The organism is Micromonospora sp. NPDC002411 (assembly GCF_053592955.1).
The window spans coordinates 1-18,911 of sequence record NZ_JBSFBM010000110.1 but is presented as its reverse complement, the minus strand read 5'-3'; the positions used below and the strand labels follow the sequence as shown (position 1 = coordinate 18,911).

The following is an 18,911-nucleotide window of genomic DNA, read 5'->3' as shown; positions in this document are numbered from 1 at the left end:
CGACGCAACGACTGGTCCGGCCTTGCCTCGATCTTGCCGCTGCCCCAGAGGTGGTCCTCGACGTGCTCGACCTGCCGCCGGCCGCCGGCGCGCCCGGTCTGGGTCGGGCGTGGGTGTCCGGTTGGGCGGCCGAGCTGCACGGCGACGAGGCCCGCCACGCGGCTGTCGACTTCGCCGCGGTGGAGCCGACCGGTGACCTCCTCGACCTGGGCGCCCGCTTCCGGCTGTTCCGCTTCGAGGTGGTCGAGGTCCGCTGGGAGCGGGCCGGCGTCGTGCACCGGATCGACCCGGTGGAGTACGCCGAGGCGGAGCCGGACCCGGTGCACCCGGTCGAGGCGCGGCTGCTGGCCCACCTCGCCGAGGGCGACAGCGCGCAGGTCACCGAGTACCTGCGCCGACAGCTCGGGTTGACCGAGCAGGCCCCGGGCGGGGCGCCCCGGGTGGTGCGGATCGACCGCTATGGGCTGGTGGTCGCCCTCGGCCGACCGGGTTCCCGGCGTCGGATCCGATTGGCCTTCCCCGGCCCGGTGGCCGATCCGGCCGACCTGCCGAGGTTGCTGCCGCCGCTGCGGCTCCCGGCCGGTGCCCGTCCGCCGCGCTGACCGGGCTGTCGTGCCCGTCGCCGCGCGTTCGGCCTTGATCCACTCGGTTTCGCCGATGTGGGGGTATCCCTGGCACTCGGATACCGCGAGTTCGCCGATCCGGAGTGGATCACGGTGGCTGGGACGTCGCAGGGATCTCAGGCCGGCAGCGGCCCGGTGAGGTACCGCTGGATCGTCGGGCCGATCGCCGCCACCAGTGTCTCCGGGGCCGCCGACGCGACCGGTTCCAGGCGCACCACGTACCGCATCATCGCCAGGCCGATCATCTGGGTGGCCACCAGCGAACCGCGCAGCGGCAGTTGGGCCGGGTCGACGTCGAGCTGTTCGAGCACCCGGCGCAGGACCTGGGTGGTGACGAACTCGCGCAGCAGCCGCGCGGTCCACTCGTTGCTCACCGCGGAACGCAGCAGCGCCTGCGCGGCGCTGCCGGCGGGCGAGTCCCAGACACCGAGGAAGGTGCGCACCAGGCGCTCACCGGCGCCGTCCCGGTCACCGGCGAGCACCGTCGGCACCAGCTGGGCGGGGTCGACCGGGAAGTTCATCGCGGTGAGGAAGAGCTGGTCCTTGCTGCCGAAGTAGTGGTGCACCAACGCGGGGTCGACACCTGCCGTGCCGGCGATGGCGCGGATGGACGCGGAGTCGAAGCCACGCTCCGCGAACGTCGTGCGCGCGGCGTCGAGGATCGCCTCCCGGGTGTCCGGGTTGCCGGGTCGCCGGCCGGTCCGCCGCGTCATCGCCGCCCCTCGTTCGTCCACCTGGGCAGCCGTGGGCCGGTCGACCCACGGCTGCCGCAGCCTCAGCCGCTGCGCCGGCGCAGGGTGGCCGCCGCGAGCACCAGTGCCAGCACCACCGCTGCGAGCACCACCGCCACGTCCCGCCACATCCGGCCGGTCGGCTCGGCGTGGGCGCCGACCTCCTGCAACGCCTCGATGGCGTACGACAGGGGGAAGGCGTCACTGAGCGCCTGGAGCCAGCCGGCCATCTGGTCGCGGGCCACGAACAGCCCGCAGAGCAGCAGTTGGGGGATCACCACGACTGGCAGGAACTGTACTGCCTGGAACTCGGTGCGCGCGAAGGCGCTGCACAGCAGGCCGAGCGCGACGCCGAGCACGGCGTCGACGACGGCGATCCCGATCACCAGCCCCATGCTGCCGGCGGTCTCCAGACCGAAGATCCAGTACGCCACACCGGCGGCGACGACGGCCTGTACGGCGGCGGCCAGCCCGAACGCGATGCCGTACCCGAAGAGCAGGTCGAGTTTGCCCAGTGGTGTGGTGAGCAGCCGCTCCAACGTGCCGGAGGTGCGTTCCCGGAGCATGGCGATGCTGGTCACCAGGAACATGATCACGAAGGGGAAGATGCCCAGCATCACCAGCGCGATCCGGTCGAACGTCGTCGGTTGGCCGGGCGGGGTGGGCTGGTCGGCGTACATGAAGTAGACCAGGGTGAGCAGGGCCGCCGGCACCACCACGAGCAGCGCGATGGTGCGCCGGTCGTGCCGGAGTTGGCGCAGGATGCGGCCGGTGGTGGCCGCCAGGATCCGCGGGGTCACGACTGCTCCCGTCCGTTCGTCGCGTCCATGGTGGCCGGACCCGCCTCGCCGGCCCGGATCAGGCGCAGGAACGCCTCGTCGAGGTCGTCCACCCCGGCAGTGGCGCGGACGGCGGCCGGGCTGTCGTCGGCGATCAGCCGCCCCTGGCGGATCAGCAGAAGCCGGTCGCAGCGGGCCGCCTCGTCCATGACGTGGCTCGACACCAACAGGGTGGTGCCCGCGGCGGCCATCGCGTGGAAACGGGCCCACAGATCGGCTCGCAGCACCGGGTCCTGACCGACTGTCGGCTCGTCGAGGATGACCAGCTCCGGTTCTCCGACCAGCGCACAGGCCAGGGAGGCTCGGCTGCGTTGACCACCGGAGAGGGTGGCGACCAGTTGACCGGCCGCCGAGGCGAGCCCGACATCGCTGATCGCCTGGTCGGCCTCGGCCCGACCCCGGCCGTACAGGGCCGCGAAGTAGCGGGCGTTCTCCCGCACGGTCAGGTCGGCGTAGACGCTCGGTGCCTGGGTCAGGTAGCCGACCCGGTGCCGCAGCGCCGGGGTGCCCGCCGGGCGCCCGAGGACGGTGATCGTCCCGCCGCTGACCAGCTGCACCCCGACCACCGCGCGCATGAACGTGGTCTTGCCGCTGCCGCTGGGGCCGAGCAGGCCCGTGACGGCGCCGCGCGGGACGCGGCAACTGATGCCGTCCAGCACACGCCGCCCGCCCCGGTCGACGACCAGGTCCTGGACGGCTATCGCATCGTCCATCCCGCACCTCCAAGAAAACTCATCATCTGTTGAACTCAACGCTAGATGAATTACTGATCCCGACGCAACGCGTCCGCTGCGCCAGTCGTCGCAGGAAGCATGAGAACGGGCAGTAGGCTCCGGACCGGACACTGAGTCCGCCAACGGGCATTGCGCGCTGATCGGGCGTACGGCACGATGGCGCGGTGGGTCACCCTCCGTTACCGGACAGCGGTTTTCTCGAGGACTGGGCCGCGCGGCTGCGGCAGGCCGCCGAGCGACCGGTCGTCGGCATCCTGCTGCGCGGCAGTCACGCCCGCCGCGCCGCCACCGCACACAGCGACGTCGACCTCGACGTGCTGGTCGGCGGTGCCCCGTACGCCGCCCGGCGGGCGTACCTGGCCGAAACCGCAGGTCGGGTCACCCACGTCTCGGTGGCCGCCCGGGACGTCCGCTCCTGGGTGCACCGACTCGGGGAACCGGCCGACTGGGCGTTCGGGCTACCGGTCACCACGCCGGCGAGACTGCTCTGGGCCGACCCGCACTGGCGGCCCCGGATCGATCTGCCGGTGCTCTGTCAGCCCGCCGAGCCACCCCGACTCGAGGAACTGATCGCCACGCTGGGTAAGGCTGCCGCCGCTCGGGCCGTCAACGACCGCCTCGGCGTCCGGCTCGCCGTCGCCGACCTGGCCCGCCTCTGCCCGTCGGTGCTGCGCCCGGCCAACCCCTCGGTGCGGGTCCACTCCCGCCGGGCGGCCTTCGCGGCGGCCCTGGAACTGCCGGTGGCCCCACCCGGATACCGGGCCGACATGCTGCTCTGCCTCGGGCTGCGTCCGGGCGCCACCAGCGCGCTGTGGGCCGCCGCCGTACGGCTGGTCGCCGGCACGTTGCCGTTGATCCGGCCGTACGCCGAGGAGATCGCCGACACCGCCGGCGCGGACCTGGCCGCCGCCCTGGTCGACGGCCGGTTGGACCGCTACGTGGCCCAGCTGGCCCGACCCGTCGGGCTTCCGCCGCGGCCTGGGCGGGAGCGGTCGGCGGTACCCGCGCCGCGTGCGGGACAATTGGTCACTGTGCCCGTACCTGACGCGCCGGCGACCGGCGTCCCCAGCGATCCCAACGGCCCGGTGACGCCCGAGTCGGCTCGCCCGTCCCGGCTCGACCCGGCCATCGCGGCCCGGCTGCGCCGCAGCGCCGATGGTCTGGTCGCCGCCGTGGTCCGTGCGCACGACTCCGGCGAGGTGCTGATGGTCGCCTGGATGGACGACGAGGCGCTGCACCGCACCCTCACCACAGGTCGCGCGACCTACTGGTCGCGCAGCCGCCGCGAGTACTGGGTCAAGGGGGCCACCTCCGGGCACCACCAGTACGTCCGCTCGGTCGCCCTGGACTGCGACGGGGACGCGCTGCTGGTGAGCGTGGACCAGGTCGGCGCCGCCTGCCACACCGGGCACCGGACCTGCTTCTTCACCGAACTGCCCGTCACCACGCAGGCCCAGCCGTGACCGACGGAGCGGTCACCCCGGACCTGGCCACCTTCACCGAGTTGGCGGCCCGCTGGCGGGTCGTGCCGGTCACCCGGCGGTTGCTGGCCGACGCGGAGACCCCGGTGGGCGTCTACCGGAAGCTGGCCGGGGGACCGGGCACGTTCCTGTTGGAGTCCGCCGAGCAGGGCGTGGGGTCGGCCGGCATGGCCTGGTCGCGCTATTCCTTCATCGGCGTACGCAGCAGCGCGACCCTCGTCGAGCGGGACGGCGTGGCGACCTGGCTCGGCCAGCCGCCGGCGGGTCTGCCCACCGAGGGCGACCCGGTGCGGGTGCTGCGGGAGACCGTCGCGGCGCTGGCCGGCCCGGTCGGGGACCCCTCCGGCGGGCTGCCGCCGCTGACCGGGGGCATGGTCGGCTACCTGGGGTACGACCTCATCCGCCGTTTCGAGCGGTTGCCCGAGCTGACCGAGAACGACCTGGGTGTGCCGGAGCTGGGCATGATGCTCGCCACCGACCTGGTGGTGCTCGACCACTACGACGGTTCGGCGATCCTGGTCGCCAACGCGGTGCTGCCACCGTCGGACGCCCCGGACCGCGCCCCGCAGGTCGCCGCCGCGTACCACCACGCGGTGGGCCGACTGGACGCGATGACCACCGCGCTGTCCCGGCCCATCCCGCCGATGATCTCCACGGTCGAGCGTCCTCCGGTCGGGGAGGTGCTCTGCCGTACGCCCGCCGACGGGTACCCGAAGGCCGTGGAGGCGGCCAAGGAGGCGATCCGGGCCGGTGAGTGCTTCCAGATCGTGCTCTCCCAGCGGTTCGAGCGGCCGATCCACGCCGACCCGTTGGACGTGTACCGGGTGCTGCGCACCAGCAACCCGAGCCCGTACATGTACCTGCTGCGCTTCGACGGCTTCGACATCGTCGGCTCGTCACCGGAGGCGCACCTGAAGGTCACCGCCGCCGAGGACGGGCGACGGCGGGCGCTGCTGCACCCGATCGCCGGCACCCGACCGCGTGGCGGCACCCCCGCCGCCGACGCCGCGCTCGCCGCCGAGCTGCTCGCCGACCCGAAGGAACGCGCCGAGCACGTGATGCTCGTCGACCTGGGTCGCAACGACCTGGGCCGGGTCTGTCAGCCGGGCACCGTGGAGGTTCCCGAGTTCGCCACCATCGAGCGGTACAGCCACGTCATGCACATCGTCTCCACAGTCACCGGCACGCTGCGTGACGATCAGACGGCCTTCGACGCGCTCGCCGCGACCTTCCCGGCCGGCACCCTCTCTGGCGCGCCGAAGGTGCGGGCCATGGAGATCATCGAGGAGCTGGAGCCGGTACGCCGTGGTCTCTACGGGGGCACTGTCGGCTACTTCGGCTTCGGTGGTGACCTGGACATGGCGATCGCCATCCGGACCGCGCTCATCCGCGACGGCCGCGCCTACGTGCAGGCCGGTGCGGGGGTGGTCGCCGACTCGGACCCGGCCGCCGAGGACCAGGAGACGCGGAACAAGGCCGCTGCGGTGCTGGCGGCGATCGCAGCCGCCGAAACACTGAGGCCGGCCCGGTGAGCGCGAGGAGTGCAGCGGAGCGGAGCCCCGCAGTCGCGAACGAAAGGCCAGCTCGGTGAGCGCGAGGAGTGCAGCGGAGCGGAGCCCCGCAGTCGCGAACGAAAGGCCGGCCCAGTGAGCGCGCGTGGTGGCGGGGAGCGGTCCGCTGTGGGGCGGCGCGAGTTGACGTACGCCGTCCTGCTCTGTCTGGCCGGCGCGGGTCTGGCGCTGTGGGCTGCGACGCGGAGTTGGTCGGTCGAGTTGACGGTGCGCCCGGCGCCGCTGCCGCCGGTGCGGGACACCCGCAGCGGCGCGGGCCTGCTGCCGTGGCTGCCGGCGCTGGCTGTGGTGGCGTTGGCGGGTGGTGGTGCGGTGCTGGCCACCCGGGGCCGGGTGCGGCGGGTGCTCGGCGGGCTGCTCGGCGTGCTGGGTCTGGCGGTGGCGGCCGGTGGCGGCTACGGGCTGGTCGCCGACGTGGGTGGCTCGGTGAGCCGGCAGTGGCCGGCGCTGTGCCTGCTCGGCGGGTTGTTGGCTGCCGCTGGTGGCTGGTGGACGGCGGTGCGGGGCGGCGGTTGGCCGGCGATGGGTGCTCGGTACGAACGGCCGGCGCGCTCAGGCCCGGAGACCGTGTCGGCGCCGGCCGGCCCGGAGGGTTCGTCGACGCCGCTGGCCGGGCGGCGGACGACGGAGGCGTGGGACGCTCTGGACCGCGGCGAGGACCCGACCGCCGACTGACGCCGCGGGCAGGCGGCGTGTCAGCCGACTGGCTGACGCTCGCGCTGTGCCCGGCGGCTGGCGGCACGGGCGGCGGTCAGCTCGGCCACCAGGCGGTTCAGCTCGGCGCGTTGGTCGGCGCGGGCCCGGTCGGCGCAGACGGCCTCCCAGGCGTTGCCGCGTGCGGTCCGCATCCGTCCTTCGCCGACCACTGCGCGTTCGACGGTGTGCACCACGCCGACGGCGAGCGACGCCACTGTGCGTGAGATGGTGGTCAACCCGCTGGTCGGCTGCGGCTCGGACATGCTCATGGTCACCTCGCACGAGGAGTTGCGACGGTCGGGGCAGGCGCGCCATTGAGTCTGCCCGAGGACGATGCTCGTCGGCCGAGGTTTCGCCGCTGTGACCGCCCGGTCAACTGTCTCGCCTGGGCCATGACCAGGACTGTCCGTCCGACCTTGAGCTTGCTCACAACATCGATCGACGTTGTTGTCGTCGCGCGCCGACCGGCGACTGGTGGCATGATCGATGGATCGGCCCGGTCCGACCGTGGTCGTCGGGCCTCGCACCGTGTGACGGCGGTCGATACCGGAGGTGGCGCTGCGTGACACACCGTTCACGGCAAGTCGGCCATTATGCCGCAGCCCTTTTCGTGAGCAGCGCCATACCCCCGGCATTCGGCGTCGGTCGGCTGCCCCTAGCATCGGCCCATGACGCCCGGAGAGGGGAGTCCGTTGGTGACTGCTGAGCATGCGCACGCGGAGGGGGACGACGCCGGTCAGGCAGCGTCCGTAAGCGTGCTCGACGAGATTCTGGCTGGCGTACGTGAGGACGTCGCCCGACGCCAGGAGCAGGTTCCGCTGGAGCGGATCCGTGAACTGGCAGCGGCGGCGCCGCCGCCGCTGGACGCGTACGCGGCGCTGCGCAAGCCCGGCGTGGCCGTGATCGCCGAGGTGAAGCGTTCGTCGCCGTCCAAGGGCCGGCTGGCCGAGATCGCCGATCCGGCCGATCTCGCCGTCGACTACGCGGCCGGTGGGGCTCGGGCGATCAGTGTGCTGACCGAGGGGCGCTGGTTCGGCGGTTCGCTGGACGATCTCGCGGCCGTCCGCGCCGCCGTGACCGTGCCGGTGCTGCGCAAGGACTTCGTGGTCTCCAGCTACCAGGTGCACGAGGCGCGTGCGCACGGCGCGGACCTGGTCCTGCTGATCGTCGCCGCGCTCGAGCAGAACGTGTTGATGGGCCTGCTGGAGCGGATCGAGTCGCTGGGCATGACCGCGCTCGTCGAGGTGCACGACGAGGAAGAGGCCGACCGGGCTCTGGAGGCCGGCGCGCAGGTGATCGGGGTCAACGCCCGTGACCTGCGTACCCTTGAGGTCGACCGGTCGGTGTTCGAGCGGATCGCGCCCGGCCTGCCCAGCAGCGTCGTCAAGATCGCGGAGTCCGGTGTTCGCGGCCCCCACGACCTGATCCGGTACGCCTCCGCGGGCGCCGACGCGGTGCTCGTCGGCGAGGGTCTGGTCACCCAGAAGAGCCCCCGCGAGGCGGTCGCCGAGTTGGTCAACGCGGGCAATCACCCCGCAACGCCCCGGCCGGTGCGCTGACCCCGCACCGACGTGACGCCCCACCGAGAGGATTTCCGATGAGCGCCGACGCGCTGGCCCCGGTGGCCGGCCCGCAGCCCGACTCCGCCGGCCACTTCGGCCGCTTCGGCGGTCGGTTCGTTCCCGAGGCCCTGGTGGCCGCGTTGGACGAGCTCGACGGGGCGTGGCGCGCCGCGATGGCGGACGAGTCCTTCCGGGCCGAGTTCGGGGCGCTGCTGCGCGACTATGCCGGCACCCCGTCGCTGCTCTACGAGGCCCGGCGGTTCTCCGCGAAGGTCGGCGCGCGGGTGCTGCTCAAGCGCGAGGACCTCAACCACACCGGGGCGCACAAGGTGCGCAACGTGCTCGGCCAGGCGCTGCTCACCAAGCGGATGGGCAAGACCCGGGTGATCGCGGAGACCGGCGCCGGCCAGCACGGTGTGGCCACCGCGACCGCCGCCGCCCTGTTCGACCTGGAGTGCGTGGTCTACATGGGCCAGGTCGACACCGAGCGGCAGGCGCTGAACGTGGCCCGGATGCGCATGCTCGGCGCCACCGTCGTGCCGGTGACCAACGGCTCGCGCACGCTCAAGGACGCGATGAACGAGGCGATGCGTGACTGGGTGGCCAACGTCGACGAGACGCACTACCTGATCGGCACCGCCGCCGGCCCCCACCCGTTCCCGGCGATGGTCCGCGACTTCGTGCGGGGCATCGGTGACGAGGCCCGCCAGCAGTGCCTCGACCTCACCGGCGCACTGCCGGACGCGGTGACCGCCTGTGTCGGTGGTGGGTCCAACGCGTTGGGCATCTTCCACGCCTTCGTCGGCGACGACGACGTGCGGCTGTACGGCTTCGAGGCCGGCGGCGACGGCGTGACCACCAGCCGGCACGCGGCCAGCATCACCGGTGGGTCGGCCGGCGTCCTGCACGGTGCCCGCACCTACGTGCTGCAGGACGCCGACGGGCAGACCCTGGAGTCGCACTCGATCTCCGCCGGTCTGGACTACCCGGGCGTCGGGCCCGAGCACGCCTGGCTGCACGACACCGGTCGGGCGAACTACCTGCCGGTCACCGACGACGAGGCGATGGCTGCGTTCGAGCTGCTCTGCCGCACCGAGGGGATCATCCCGGCGATCGAGAGCGCGCACGCGCTCGCCGGCACCGTCACGTTGGCCCCGAAGCTCGCCGCCGAGCTCGGTCGGGAACCCACCATCGTGGTCAACCTCTCCGGGCGGGGCGACAAGGACGTGCACACCGCCGGTGACTACTTCGGCATCCTCGACAAGGAGCAGTGAGATGAGCCGGATCGGGCTGGCCTTCGACAAGGCCCGCGCCGACGGGCGGGCACTGCTGGTCGGCTGCATGCCGGCTGGTTTCCCGAGCGTCGAGGGCAGCATCGCCGCGATGATCGCCATGGTCGAGGCCGGGGTCGACGTCATCGAGGTGGAGATTCCCTACTCCGACCCGGTGATGGACGGGCCGGTGATCCAGAAGGCCAGCGACATCGCCCTGGCCGGCGGCGTCCGCACCGCCGACACCATGCGCATCATCGAGGCGGTGGCGGCCACCGGCGCGCCGGTGGTCACGATGACCTACTGGAACCCGGTCGAGCGGTACGGCGTGGACGTGTTCGCCCGTGACCTCGCCTCCGCCGGCGGCACCGGTCTGATCACCCCCGACCTGATCCCCGACGAGGCCGACGAGTGGCTCGCGGCCTCGGACGCACACGGGCTGGACCGCACGTTCCTGGTCTCGCCGTCGTCCACCGACGCTCGGCTGGCGATGACAGTGGAGCACTGCCGTGGCTTCGTCTACGCGACAGCCGTCATGGGTGTGACGGGAGCTCGGGCGAGCACCTCGGACGCGGCTCCGACGTTGGTCTCCCGGGTCCGGGCGGTCACCGACCTGCCGGTCGGTGTCGGTCTGGGCGTGGGCACCGGCGCGCAGGCCGGCACCGTCGCCGGGTACGCCGACGGGGTGATCGTGGGTAGCGCCCTGGTCCGGTGCGTGCTCGACGCGCCCACCGAGGCCGACGGGCTGGCCGCGCTGCGTACCCTCAGTGCCGAACTCGCCGAGGGCGTCCGTACCCCCACCCGCTGAGACTCCCGCCGGGTTTCGGCGCTCAACGCTGGCGGCCCTCGGGGTGTTCGGGGCTGTCAGGGGCGCAGGGACGGGTCCGCGGCCTCGCCGCGTTGCTCCGGAGGCTGCCCCGCTCCCGACCGTCCGTCCGGGTCGGTCGCGCGCCAGTGAGTCGTCGCCGGCGGCGCTGCGACGCCCGGCGTCCGGGAAACATCGTGGAGTACGCCGGAGCGGCCCTCACGAGCGTCGGTGACGGCGGCCCGGGTGAGCGGCGTGACGGCCTCGGGGAGCACGTCGGGGGAGTGCCAGGACAGCCGGCAGCCCGGTGGTGGGTCGGCGGCCGGCCGGACCCCTGCGGCGCGGGCCCGGAACACGTGCACGAGGACGTCCGGCAGCGGTCCGACGCGGCCGGCCGTAGCCTCCCCCGCAGGGCCGGTCAGGTGGTAGACGCCGATCAGGTCGACCAGGTCGATGTCCCAGCCGGTCTCCGCCCTGATGTCCCGCAGGGCCGCCCGCGCCGGATTCTCCGCCGGACGTAGGCGCCCACCGGGAAGCGCGTAGCGGCGCTCGCCCCGACCCTGTCGACAGAGCAGCACGCGGCCGGTGTCGTCGGTGACGACCGCGGCGACCGCCCAGGTGAGCGCGCTCATGGACAAAGAGCGTACGGGGGTGCAAACCAGAAGTCACCGAGTTGCGGGCTCCGGCGGCCCGGGGTGCCGCTGTGGGGGTGTGCAGCGGTAGCGTGTGCACCCGTGACCCTCGCCTCGCTGTCCCCCCAGGCGGCCCTGCCCAGCCCCAGCACCGCGGTCTGGCAGCTCGGGCCGGTGCCGATCCGGGCCTACGCGCTCTGCATCATCGCCGGCATCGTGCTGGCCTGCTGGGTGACGGAGCGCCGGCTGCGGCAGCGCGGCGTCGCGCCCGGCGCGGTGCTCGACATCGCCGTCTGGGCGGTGCCCGCGGGCATCATCGGCGCCCGGATCTACCACGTGATCACCTCGCCGGAGAAATACTTCGGCGCCGGTGGCGAGCCGATGAAGGCGTTCGCCATCTGGGAGGGTGGTCTCGGCATCTGGGGCGCGGTCGCCGGTGGCGCGGTCGGGGCGTGGATTGCGGCCCGACAGCTCGGCATTCCGTTCGGCGTGGTGGCCGACGCGCTGGCGCCCGGGCTGCCGCTGGCCCAGGCGGTCGGCCGGCTCGGCAACTGGTTCAACAACGAGCTGTTCGGTGCCCGCACCACGCTGCCGTGGGGCCTGGAGATCCACCGGATGGACCCGGACAATCCGGGGCACGCCCTGCGGGACGACGCCGGGCAGCCCATCCTCGAACCAGGCCTGTACCAGCCGACCTTCCTCTACGAGCTGCTGTGGAACCTCGGCGTCGTCGCCCTGGTCTTCCTCCTCGACCGCCGGCTCAAGCTCGGTCGGGGTCGGGCCTTCGCGCTCTACGTGATGGGCTACACCGCCGGCCGGTTCTGGATCGAGCTGATGCGCACCGACGAGGCCAACCAGATCCTCGGCGTCCGGCTCAACGTCTGGACCGCCGCCCTGGTCTTCCTCGGCGGGTTGATCTACTTCGTGCGGGTACGCGGCCCGCAGGAGTTCCTGATCCCGATCGGCGCGACGCCGACGCCGACCCCGCCCCCCGCGTCCGACCTGTCCCAGGTGGACCTCTCCGAGCGGGAGACCCCCACGCGGACCGCCGCGCCGGAGGGCTACCGGGTGGTCAGCGAGGAGCAGTACGCCGCCTGGCAGGAAACCGGCGTCGTGCCGGCGGAGCCCGCTGGCGACGAGGCCGTCGAGCGCAGCACCGGTGAGCCCGGCACCGACGAGCCCCGCGCCGACGACACGGTCGTCGGCAGCACGTCGACCGACGACGACTCCGCGGACGATTCGTCAGCCGACCGGGCTGACGTCGCAGGCGCCCGGCCCGCCGACCGGGCTGACGCCTCGGGCGTGCGGCCCGCCGACCGGGACAGCTGAGCGGGGGCGACACCGATGCGAAGCGCGGTGGTGGTCGGCGCCGGGGTCGGTGGCCTCGCGGTGGCCGGCGCGCTGGCCCGCTCCGGCTGGATGGTCACCCTCATGGAGCGCGCCGAACGGGTCCGCCCCGAGCCGACCGCCGTGGTGCTCTGGCCCAACGGTGTCCGCGCGCTGCAAGCCCTCGGCCTCGGCGCGGGCCTGGCTGCCATCGCCACTCCGCTGCCCGACGGTGGGGTCCGCCGCCCGGACGGGCACTGGCTCGTCCAGCCTCGGCCCATCCCCGCCGACCGGATGCCGGTGGTGGTGCACCGCGAGGACCTGCACGACGCGTTGATCGCTGGTCTCGGCGAGCGGGTCGACCTGCGGACCGGCGTGACAGTGCGCCACGTCCGGGTCGAGCCGGGTGAGCGACCGGCGGTCAGCGACGGCCGACAGACCATCGAGGTCGACCTGGTGGTCGCGGCCGACGGCACGGACAGCGGCATCCGCCGCCAACTCGCCCCCGAATCCCGGGTGGTCAGCTCCGGATGTGCCGCCTGGCGCGCTGTCATCCCCTGGTACAAGGCGCCCCGGCTACGCGACGACCAGCCACTGGTCGGTGAGATCCTCGGCGCGGGCTACCGCTTCGTGGCCGCGTCGTTGGGTGAGCGCGGCTCGTCGGGTGGTTCCACCCGGGGCGGCATCTACTGGGTGGCCACCGCTGCCGGCGCGCCACGCCCCGAACCGCCGGAGACCCAGCTCGCCCTGCTCCGTCGCTGGTACGCGGGCTGGCCCGACCCGATCGGCGCGCTGCTCGACGCCACCGACCCGTCCGACCTGGTCCAGCAGGAGGTCCGCGAGCTGCGACCGCTGCCCCGCGCGTACGGCTTTCCGGCCGGTCCGGGCGGAGTGGTGCTACTCGGTGACGCGGCGCACGCCATGCCACCGCACCTCGGGCAGGGCGCTTGCCTCGCGTTCGAGGACGCCGCCACGCTCGCCACCCTGCTCCGTGAGGCTCGGCTGCCCGACGCCGTTCAGGCGTACGACCGGGTACGCCGCCCGCGCGCCGCGACGGTGGTCCGGCAGACGCGGCGGATGTCGGCGGTGCTCCAGGCCCGTGGCCGGTTGGCACTGCGCGCCCGCGACGCCGCGCTCGGCACGATCAACTCCCGACTGCTCTCCAGCGCAGCGGCCACCGCCGCCCAGTGGCGGCCCCCCACCTGACCCGCCTCACTCGTTCCACCGCGTCGATCAAGGACTTGTGGTGGTGGTCGAAGCGTGACAAAACCGTCCTGATCCGGCGCCACGACTCCATGATCGACATGGTCGGAGGGCGGGGCTAGGGGATCAGGGCTGCGGGTTCGGCGATGCAGGCGGTGCCGATGCGGCGGAAGCCGACCCGCAGGTAGACCCGGGCGATCTCCTCGCTGCCGGCGGAGAGGAAGACCAGGTCGGTGCCGGCCGCGAGCAGTTCCCGGGCGAGGGTGGCGGTCAGCGCGGCGCCCAGTCCGCGTCGGCGGGCGGCCGGCAGGGTGGCCACCCCGGCGATCTCCGCGACGTCGTCGACCCGCATGGCCATGCCGCTGGACAGCGCACCCTCGGTCGACGTGCCGGCCAGTGCGGAAATCCGTCGGCCGTCGCCGATCCGGGCGCGTTCCTCGTCGAGCGCGGCGAGTTCGAGTTCGGTGACCGCCGCGTCCCGCTCTGCCGGGCCCGCCTCTCCGGTGGCGGTGCCGGCGGCGGCGAACGCCACGGCTGCCACCGCGCGCCGGGCGGCGACATCGGCGGCAAAACCGGGGGAGTCGGCGGCCAGCACCCGCACCGCCGCGTCGGAGAGCGTCGCCGGGTCGGGCAGCGCGCTCGGGTCGAGCACCATCAGCGGCGCCTCCAACACGTGCAGCCCCGCCGAGCGAGCCACCGCCAGCAGGTCGGGGGTCGTCTCGTGCACCCACTCAAAGGCTTCCGGCAGGCCCAGCTTCCGTTGCCGCTCGCGAACCGAGGCCACGTCGGCCAGCGACGGCGGTTCGCTGGCGTCGAGCCGGGGACGGGCGTAGAACGGCCATCCGTTGCCCTCGCGGACGAACAACACCAGCCCGCCATGTTCCTCCGCACCGGCGACGTCGCGGGGCACCGCGTCGTAGAAACGTTCCAACCGGTCGAAGACGTGCTTGTTGAGCGGATCCACCGCGCGAGACTACACGTCCCAGCCAGTGGACGGTGTGATCAATCTCAGGTGGCCGTGCGAGCGTCGCCCTAACGTAGACTCAATAGACCCACGGGCCGACGTCGTCCCCACCATGATCCAACCTGAGTGACGACAGGAGGCCCGGTGGCTCAGCCGTACGCGGATATGACACAGCCGTACCCGCACAGCCCGCAGGCGTCCCCGATGCCCGACCCCCGCCCACCCGCCCAGGGCCTCTACGACCCCGCGCAGGAGCACGACGCCTGCGGTGTGGCGTTCGTGGCGGACCTGCACGGCCGGCGTTCACACGCGGTCGTCGCCAACGGGCTCGGCGCCCTGTGTCGACTGGACCATCGCGGCGCCCGAGGCGCGGAGCAGAACACCGGCGACGGCGCGGGCATCATGATCCAGGTCCCCGACGCGTTCCTGCGCGCGGTGGCCGACATCGCGCTTCCCCCGGCCGGTCAGTACGCGACGGGGCTGGTCTTCCTCCCCGACGACGACGCCGCCGAGGCGCGTGCCCGGCGGGTGGTCGAGAAGTACGCGCTGGTGGAGGGCGCCGACCTGCTCGGCTGGCGGGACGTGCCGATCGACAGCAGCGACCTTGGCGAGACGGCCCTGGCGGCGATGCCCCGGGTTCGACAGCTCTTCCTGGCCGCGCGACGGCTCACCGACGCGCCCGAGGGGCCGGCCGGTTCGCCGCTGCACGGCATCGAGCTGGACCGAGTGGCGTTCAGCCTGCGCAAACAAGCCGAACGGGAGACCGCCGAGCGGGGCGTCCCGGCATACTTCCCGTCGCTGTCCAGCCGCACCATGGTCTACAAGGGAATGCTCACCCCCGACCAGTTGCCGGCGTTCTACCCGGATCTGCGTGACGAGCGGATCGACAGCGCGATCGCGTTGGTGCACTCCCGCTTCTCCACCAACACGTTCCCGTCCTGGCCGCTGGCGCACCCGTACCGCTTCATCGCCCACAACGGCGAGATCAACACGATCCGGGGCAACCGCAACTGGATGCAGGCTCGGGAGGCGCTGCTGCGCTCGCCGAACGTGCCGGGCAACATCCGGCGGGTCTTCCCGGTGTGCACGCCCGGCGCCTCCGACTCGGCGAACTTCGACGAGGTCCTTGAGCTGCTGCACCTTGCGGGGCGGAGCCTGCCGCACGCGGTGCTCATGATGATCCCCGAGGCGTGGGAGAACGACCCCGGCATGGAGCCGGCCAAGCGCGCCTTCTACCGCTTTCACGCCAGCCTGATGGAGCCGTGGGACGGTCCCGCGTCGGTGGCCTTCACCGACGGCGAGATCGTCGGTGCGGTGCTGGACCGCAACGGGCTGCGCCCGGGGCGCTGGTGGCAGACGGACGACGGCCTCGTCGTGCTCGGTTCCGAGGCGGGCGTGCTCGACCTCGACCCGGCCCACGTGGTCGCCAAGGGCCGACTCCAGCCGGGCAAGATGTTCCTGGTCGACACCGTCGCCGGTCGGATCGTGCACGACGAGGAGATCAAGTCCGAGTTGGCCGCCGCCCAGCCCTACGCCGAGTGGCTGCACGCCGGGCTGATCGAGCTGGGTGACCTGCCGGCCCGCGAGCACACCGTCTACACCCACGACTCGGTACGCCGGCGGCAGCAGACCTTCGGCTACACCGAGGAGGAGCTGAAGATCCTGCTCGGGCCGATGGCCCGCACCGGCGCCGAGCCGCTCGGTTCGATGGGTACGGACACTCCGATCTCGCCGCTGTCCACCCGGCCGCGGCTGCTCTACGACTACTTCCACCAACTCTTCGCCCAGGTCACCAACCCGCCGCTGGATGCCATCCGCGAAGAGCTGGTGACCAGCCTGGCGTCGACGATCGGGCCGGAGGGCAACCTGCTCGACCCGGGCGCGGCGAGCTGCCGGCAGATCGTGCTGCCGCACCCGATCATCGACAACGACGAGCTGGCGAAGATCCTCTCCATCGACGAGGACGGCGACCTGCCCGGCTTCAAGGCGGTCCGGGTCTCCGGGCTGTACCGGATCCGGGAGGGCGCCGCCGGGATCAAGGCGCGGCTGACCGAGATCTGTCGGCACGTCTCCGAGGCGATCGAGGACGGCGTGCGGATCCTGGTGCTCTCCGACCGGGATTCCAACGCCGACCTGGCGCCGATCCCGTCGCTGCTGCTCACCGCCGCCGTGCACCAGCACCTGGTGCGCGAGCAGACGCGTACCCAGGCGGCGTTGATCGTGGAGTCCGGCGACTGTCGGGAGGTGCACCACGCGGCCGTCCTGATCGGTTACGGGGCGGCGGCGGTCAACCCGTACCTGGCGTTCGAGTCGGTGGAGGATCTGATCTCCACCGGTGCGCTGGCCGGCGTCGAGCCGGCCGCCGCTGTGCGCAACTACGCCAAGGCGCTCGGCAAGGGCGTCCTGAAGATCATGTCGAAGATGGGCATCTCGACGGTCTCCTCGTACTGCGGGGCGCAGGTCTTCGAGGCGGTCGGTCTCGACAGCCGGCTCGTCGAGCGGTACTTCCGGGGCACCCCCAGCCGGATCGGCGGGGTGGGCCTCGCCGGCGTGCACGCCGAGGTGGCTGCCCGGCACGCGCTGGCCTGGCCGTCGGCGGGCACCGCCGCCTCCGACCGACTCGAGGTCGGTGGCGAGTACCAGTGGCGTCGCGAGGGTGAGCTGCACCTGTTCAACCCGGAGACGGTCTTCCTGTTGCAGCACGCCACCCGGAGTCGGCAGTACGACGTCTTCCGGGAGTACACCGCGAAGGTCGACGCGCTCGCCGCGCAGGCCGGTTCGTTGCGCGGGCTGTTCACCCTGCGTACCGGGGTCCGCCCGGCGGTGCCGATCGAGGAGGTCGAGCCGGCCTCCGAGATCGTCAAGCGGTTCGCGACCGGTGCCATGTCGTACGGGTCGATCTCGGCGGAGGCGCACGAGACGCTCGCCATCGCCATGAACCGGCTCGGCGGCAAGTCCAACACCGGTGAGGGCGGCGAGGACGTCGAGCGGCTGCACGACCCGGCTCGCCGTTCGGCGGTCAAGCAGATCGCCAGCGGCCGCTTCGGTGTGACGAGCGAATACCTGGTCAACGCCGACGACCTCCAGATCAAGATGGCCCAGGGCGCCAAGCCGGGCGAGGGCGGTCAGCTGCCCGGCAACAAGGTCTGGCCGTGGATCGCCCGGACCCGGCACGCCACCCCGGGCGTGGGTCTGATCTCCCCGCCGCCGCACCACGACATCTACTCCATCGAGGACCTCGCCCAGTTGGTGCACGACCTGAAGTGCGTCAACCCGGCGGCCCGGGTGCACGTCAAGCTGGTCAGCGAGGTCGGCGTCGGCACCGTCGCCGCCGGGGTGGCGAAGCTCAAGGCGGACGTCATCCTGATCTCCGGCCACGACGGCGGCACGGGCGCGTCCCCGATGAACTCGCTCAAGCACGCCGGTACGCCGTGGGAGCTGGGGCTGGCCGAGGCGCAGCAGACGCTGTTGCTCAACAAGCTGCGCGACCGGGTCACCGTTCAGGTCGACGGCCAGCTCAAGACCGGCCGGGACGTGCTGGTCGCGGCGCTGCTCGGCGCGGAGGAGTTCGGTTTCGCGACAGCGCCGCTTATCGTCGCCGGTTGCGTGATGATGCGGGTCTGCCACCTGGACACCTGCCCGGTCGGCATCGCCACCCAGAATCCGGTACTGCGTGAGCGGTTCACCGGCACCCCGGAGTTCGTGGAGAACTTCTTCCTCTTCCTCGCCGAGGAGGTCCGGGGCTACCTGGCGGAGCTGGGTCTCCGGTCCATCGAGGAGGCGATCGGGCAGGCAGAGCTGCTCGACGTGGCCCCGGCTCTGACGCACTGGAAGGCGCACGGGTTGGACCTGGCGCCCGTTCTGCACCTGCCGGAGCTGCCCGCCGGTGCGGCCCGACGCGGGGTGCGCGCCCAGGACCACGGCCTGGAGCAGGCCCTGGACAACGAGCTGATCGCGTTGGCCCGTCCGGCGTTGTCCGACGGGGCGCCGGTGCGCGTCGAGGTGGCGGTGCGCAACGAGCACCGCAGCGTCGGCGCGATGCTCGGCGGGGAGGTCACCCGTCGCTTCGGCGGTGCCGGGCTCCCGGACGACACCATCGAGTTCGTGCTGAACGGCACGGCCGGGCAGTCGTTCGGCGCGTTCCTGCCGCGTGGGGTGACCCTGCGGCTGCACGGCGACGCCAACGACTACGTGGGCAAGGGCCTCTCCGGTGGGCGGGTCGTCGTCCGTCCGGACGCCGCCGCCCCGTTCCTCGACCCCGACGCCGCGCCGGGGCAGCGGGCCGAGGACCAGATCATCGCCGGCAACACCATCCTGTACGGAGCCACGGCGGGCGAGGTCTTCCTGCGTGGCCGGGTGGGGGAGCGGTTCGCGGTGCGCAACTCCGGCGCGGTCGCCGTGGTCGAGGGTGTCGGCGACCACGGGTGCGAGTACATGACCGGTGGCACGGTGGTGGTGCTCGGCGCGACCGGC

Annotated in this window: 16 protein-coding genes and 1 pseudogene; 11 read left to right on the top strand and 6 right to left on the bottom strand. The window is 72.8% G+C overall.

Going from position 1 to position 18,911, the window contains the following annotated elements:
- Window positions 1-602, top strand: a 602-nt coding sequence (locus ACWCO3_RS15490) for a DUF2470 domain-containing protein (protein ID WP_450010500.1), incomplete at its 5' end; no start/stop codon positions are given.
- 137 nt (window positions 603-739) lie between these two features.
- Here ACWCO3_RS15490 and ACWCO3_RS15485 read toward each other — a convergent pair.
- From ACWCO3_RS15485 to ACWCO3_RS15475, 3 genes are all read right to left on the bottom strand, one after another.
- Window positions 740-1,336: a TetR/AcrR family transcriptional regulator gene (locus ACWCO3_RS15485; protein ID WP_145779762.1), complete on the bottom strand. Its 597-nt coding sequence runs from the start codon at window positions 1,334-1,336 to the stop codon at window positions 740-742.
- Between the two features lie 62 nt (window positions 1,337-1,398).
- Entirely contained in the window at window positions 1,399-2,154 is a 756-nt protein-coding gene (locus ACWCO3_RS15480; protein ID WP_145779763.1) for an ABC transporter permease, read from the bottom strand.
- Window positions 2,151-2,906 (bottom strand): ABC transporter ATP-binding protein, encoded by a 756-nt coding sequence (locus ACWCO3_RS15475; protein WP_357935878.1) that lies wholly within the window; start codon window positions 2,904-2,906, stop codon window positions 2,151-2,153. The genes ACWCO3_RS15480 and ACWCO3_RS15475 overlap by 4 nt, the downstream gene beginning before the upstream one ends.
- 185 nt (window positions 2,907-3,091) lie before the next feature.
- On the opposite strand from ACWCO3_RS15475, the pseudogene ACWCO3_RS15470 reads away from it, so the two are divergent.
- From ACWCO3_RS15470 to ACWCO3_RS15455, 4 genes and pseudogenes are all read left to right on the top strand, one after another.
- A pseudogene (locus tag ACWCO3_RS15470) lies at window positions 3,092-3,778 on the top strand (phosphoribosyl-AMP cyclohydrolase); the annotation flags it as partial.
- Window positions 3,779-3,958: 180 nt separating this feature from the next.
- Window positions 3,959-4,390, top strand: a complete 432-nt coding sequence (hisI, locus tag ACWCO3_RS15465; protein ID WP_145785529.1) for a phosphoribosyl-AMP cyclohydrolase — start codon at window positions 3,959-3,961, stop codon at window positions 4,388-4,390.
- Entirely contained in the window at window positions 4,387-5,940 is a 1,554-nt protein-coding gene (locus tag ACWCO3_RS15460; RefSeq protein WP_450010497.1) for an anthranilate synthase component I, read from the top strand. Before hisI ends, ACWCO3_RS15460 begins: the two co-directional genes overlap by 4 nt.
- Window positions 5,941-6,054: 114 nt before the next feature.
- Entirely contained in the window at window positions 6,055-6,654 is a 600-nt protein-coding gene (locus ACWCO3_RS15455) for a Trp biosynthesis-associated membrane protein (protein WP_357935881.1), read from the top strand.
- Window positions 6,655-6,674: 20 nt separating this feature from the next.
- On the opposite strand, the gene ACWCO3_RS15450 is transcribed toward ACWCO3_RS15455, so the two are convergent.
- Window positions 6,675-6,938: a hypothetical protein gene (locus tag ACWCO3_RS15450; protein WP_423437233.1), complete on the bottom strand. Its 264-nt coding sequence runs from the start codon at window positions 6,936-6,938 to the stop codon at window positions 6,675-6,677.
- Between the two features lie 492 nt (window positions 6,939-7,430).
- Between ACWCO3_RS15450 and trpC the strand changes: the two genes are divergently transcribed.
- From trpC to trpA, 3 genes are read left to right on the top strand one after another with little or no spacing between them, the layout of a single operon-like run.
- Entirely contained in the window at window positions 7,431-8,234 is an 804-nt protein-coding gene (trpC, locus tag ACWCO3_RS15445; protein WP_172862221.1) for an indole-3-glycerol phosphate synthase TrpC, read from the top strand.
- Between the two features lie 38 nt (window positions 8,235-8,272).
- Window positions 8,273-9,511, top strand: a complete 1,239-nt coding sequence (trpB, locus tag ACWCO3_RS15440; RefSeq protein ID WP_145779768.1) for a tryptophan synthase subunit beta — start codon at window positions 8,273-8,275, stop codon at window positions 9,509-9,511.
- 1 nt (window position 9,512) lies between these two features.
- Entirely contained in the window at window positions 9,513-10,316 is an 804-nt protein-coding gene (gene trpA, locus ACWCO3_RS15435; protein WP_145779769.1) for a tryptophan synthase subunit alpha, read from the top strand.
- Window positions 10,317-10,372: 56 nt separating this feature from the next.
- Here the strand turns inward: trpA and ACWCO3_RS15430 are convergent, their stop codons facing one another.
- Complete coding sequence (locus ACWCO3_RS15430) at window positions 10,373-10,945, bottom strand: NUDIX hydrolase (protein ID WP_450010493.1); 573 nt, start codon at window positions 10,943-10,945, stop codon at window positions 10,373-10,375.
- Between the two features lie 102 nt (window positions 10,946-11,047).
- Here ACWCO3_RS15430 and lgt point away from each other — a divergent pair, with 102 nt between their 5' ends.
- Together lgt and ACWCO3_RS15420 are read left to right on the top strand one after the other, a co-directional pair.
- Entirely contained in the window at window positions 11,048-12,274 is a 1,227-nt protein-coding gene (gene lgt / locus ACWCO3_RS15425; RefSeq protein WP_208744958.1) for a prolipoprotein diacylglyceryl transferase, read from the top strand.
- A gap of 15 nt (window positions 12,275-12,289) precedes the next feature.
- A complete protein-coding gene (locus ACWCO3_RS15420) occupies window positions 12,290-13,477 on the top strand; it encodes an FAD-dependent monooxygenase (protein WP_145779772.1) in 1,188 nt (395 codons plus the stop codon).
- Window positions 13,478-13,592: 115 nt separating this feature from the next.
- On the opposite strand, the gene ACWCO3_RS15415 is transcribed toward ACWCO3_RS15420, so the two are convergent.
- Window positions 13,593-14,438, bottom strand: coding sequence for a GNAT family N-acetyltransferase (locus ACWCO3_RS15415; RefSeq protein ID WP_145779773.1), 846 nt, complete (start codon window positions 14,436-14,438; stop codon window positions 13,593-13,595).
- Between the two features lie 165 nt (window positions 14,439-14,603).
- Between ACWCO3_RS15415 and gltB the strand changes: the two genes are divergently transcribed.
- Window positions 14,604-18,911, top strand: a 4,308-nt coding sequence (gene gltB / locus ACWCO3_RS15410) for a glutamate synthase large subunit (protein ID WP_450010502.1), incomplete at its 3' end; no start/stop codon positions are given.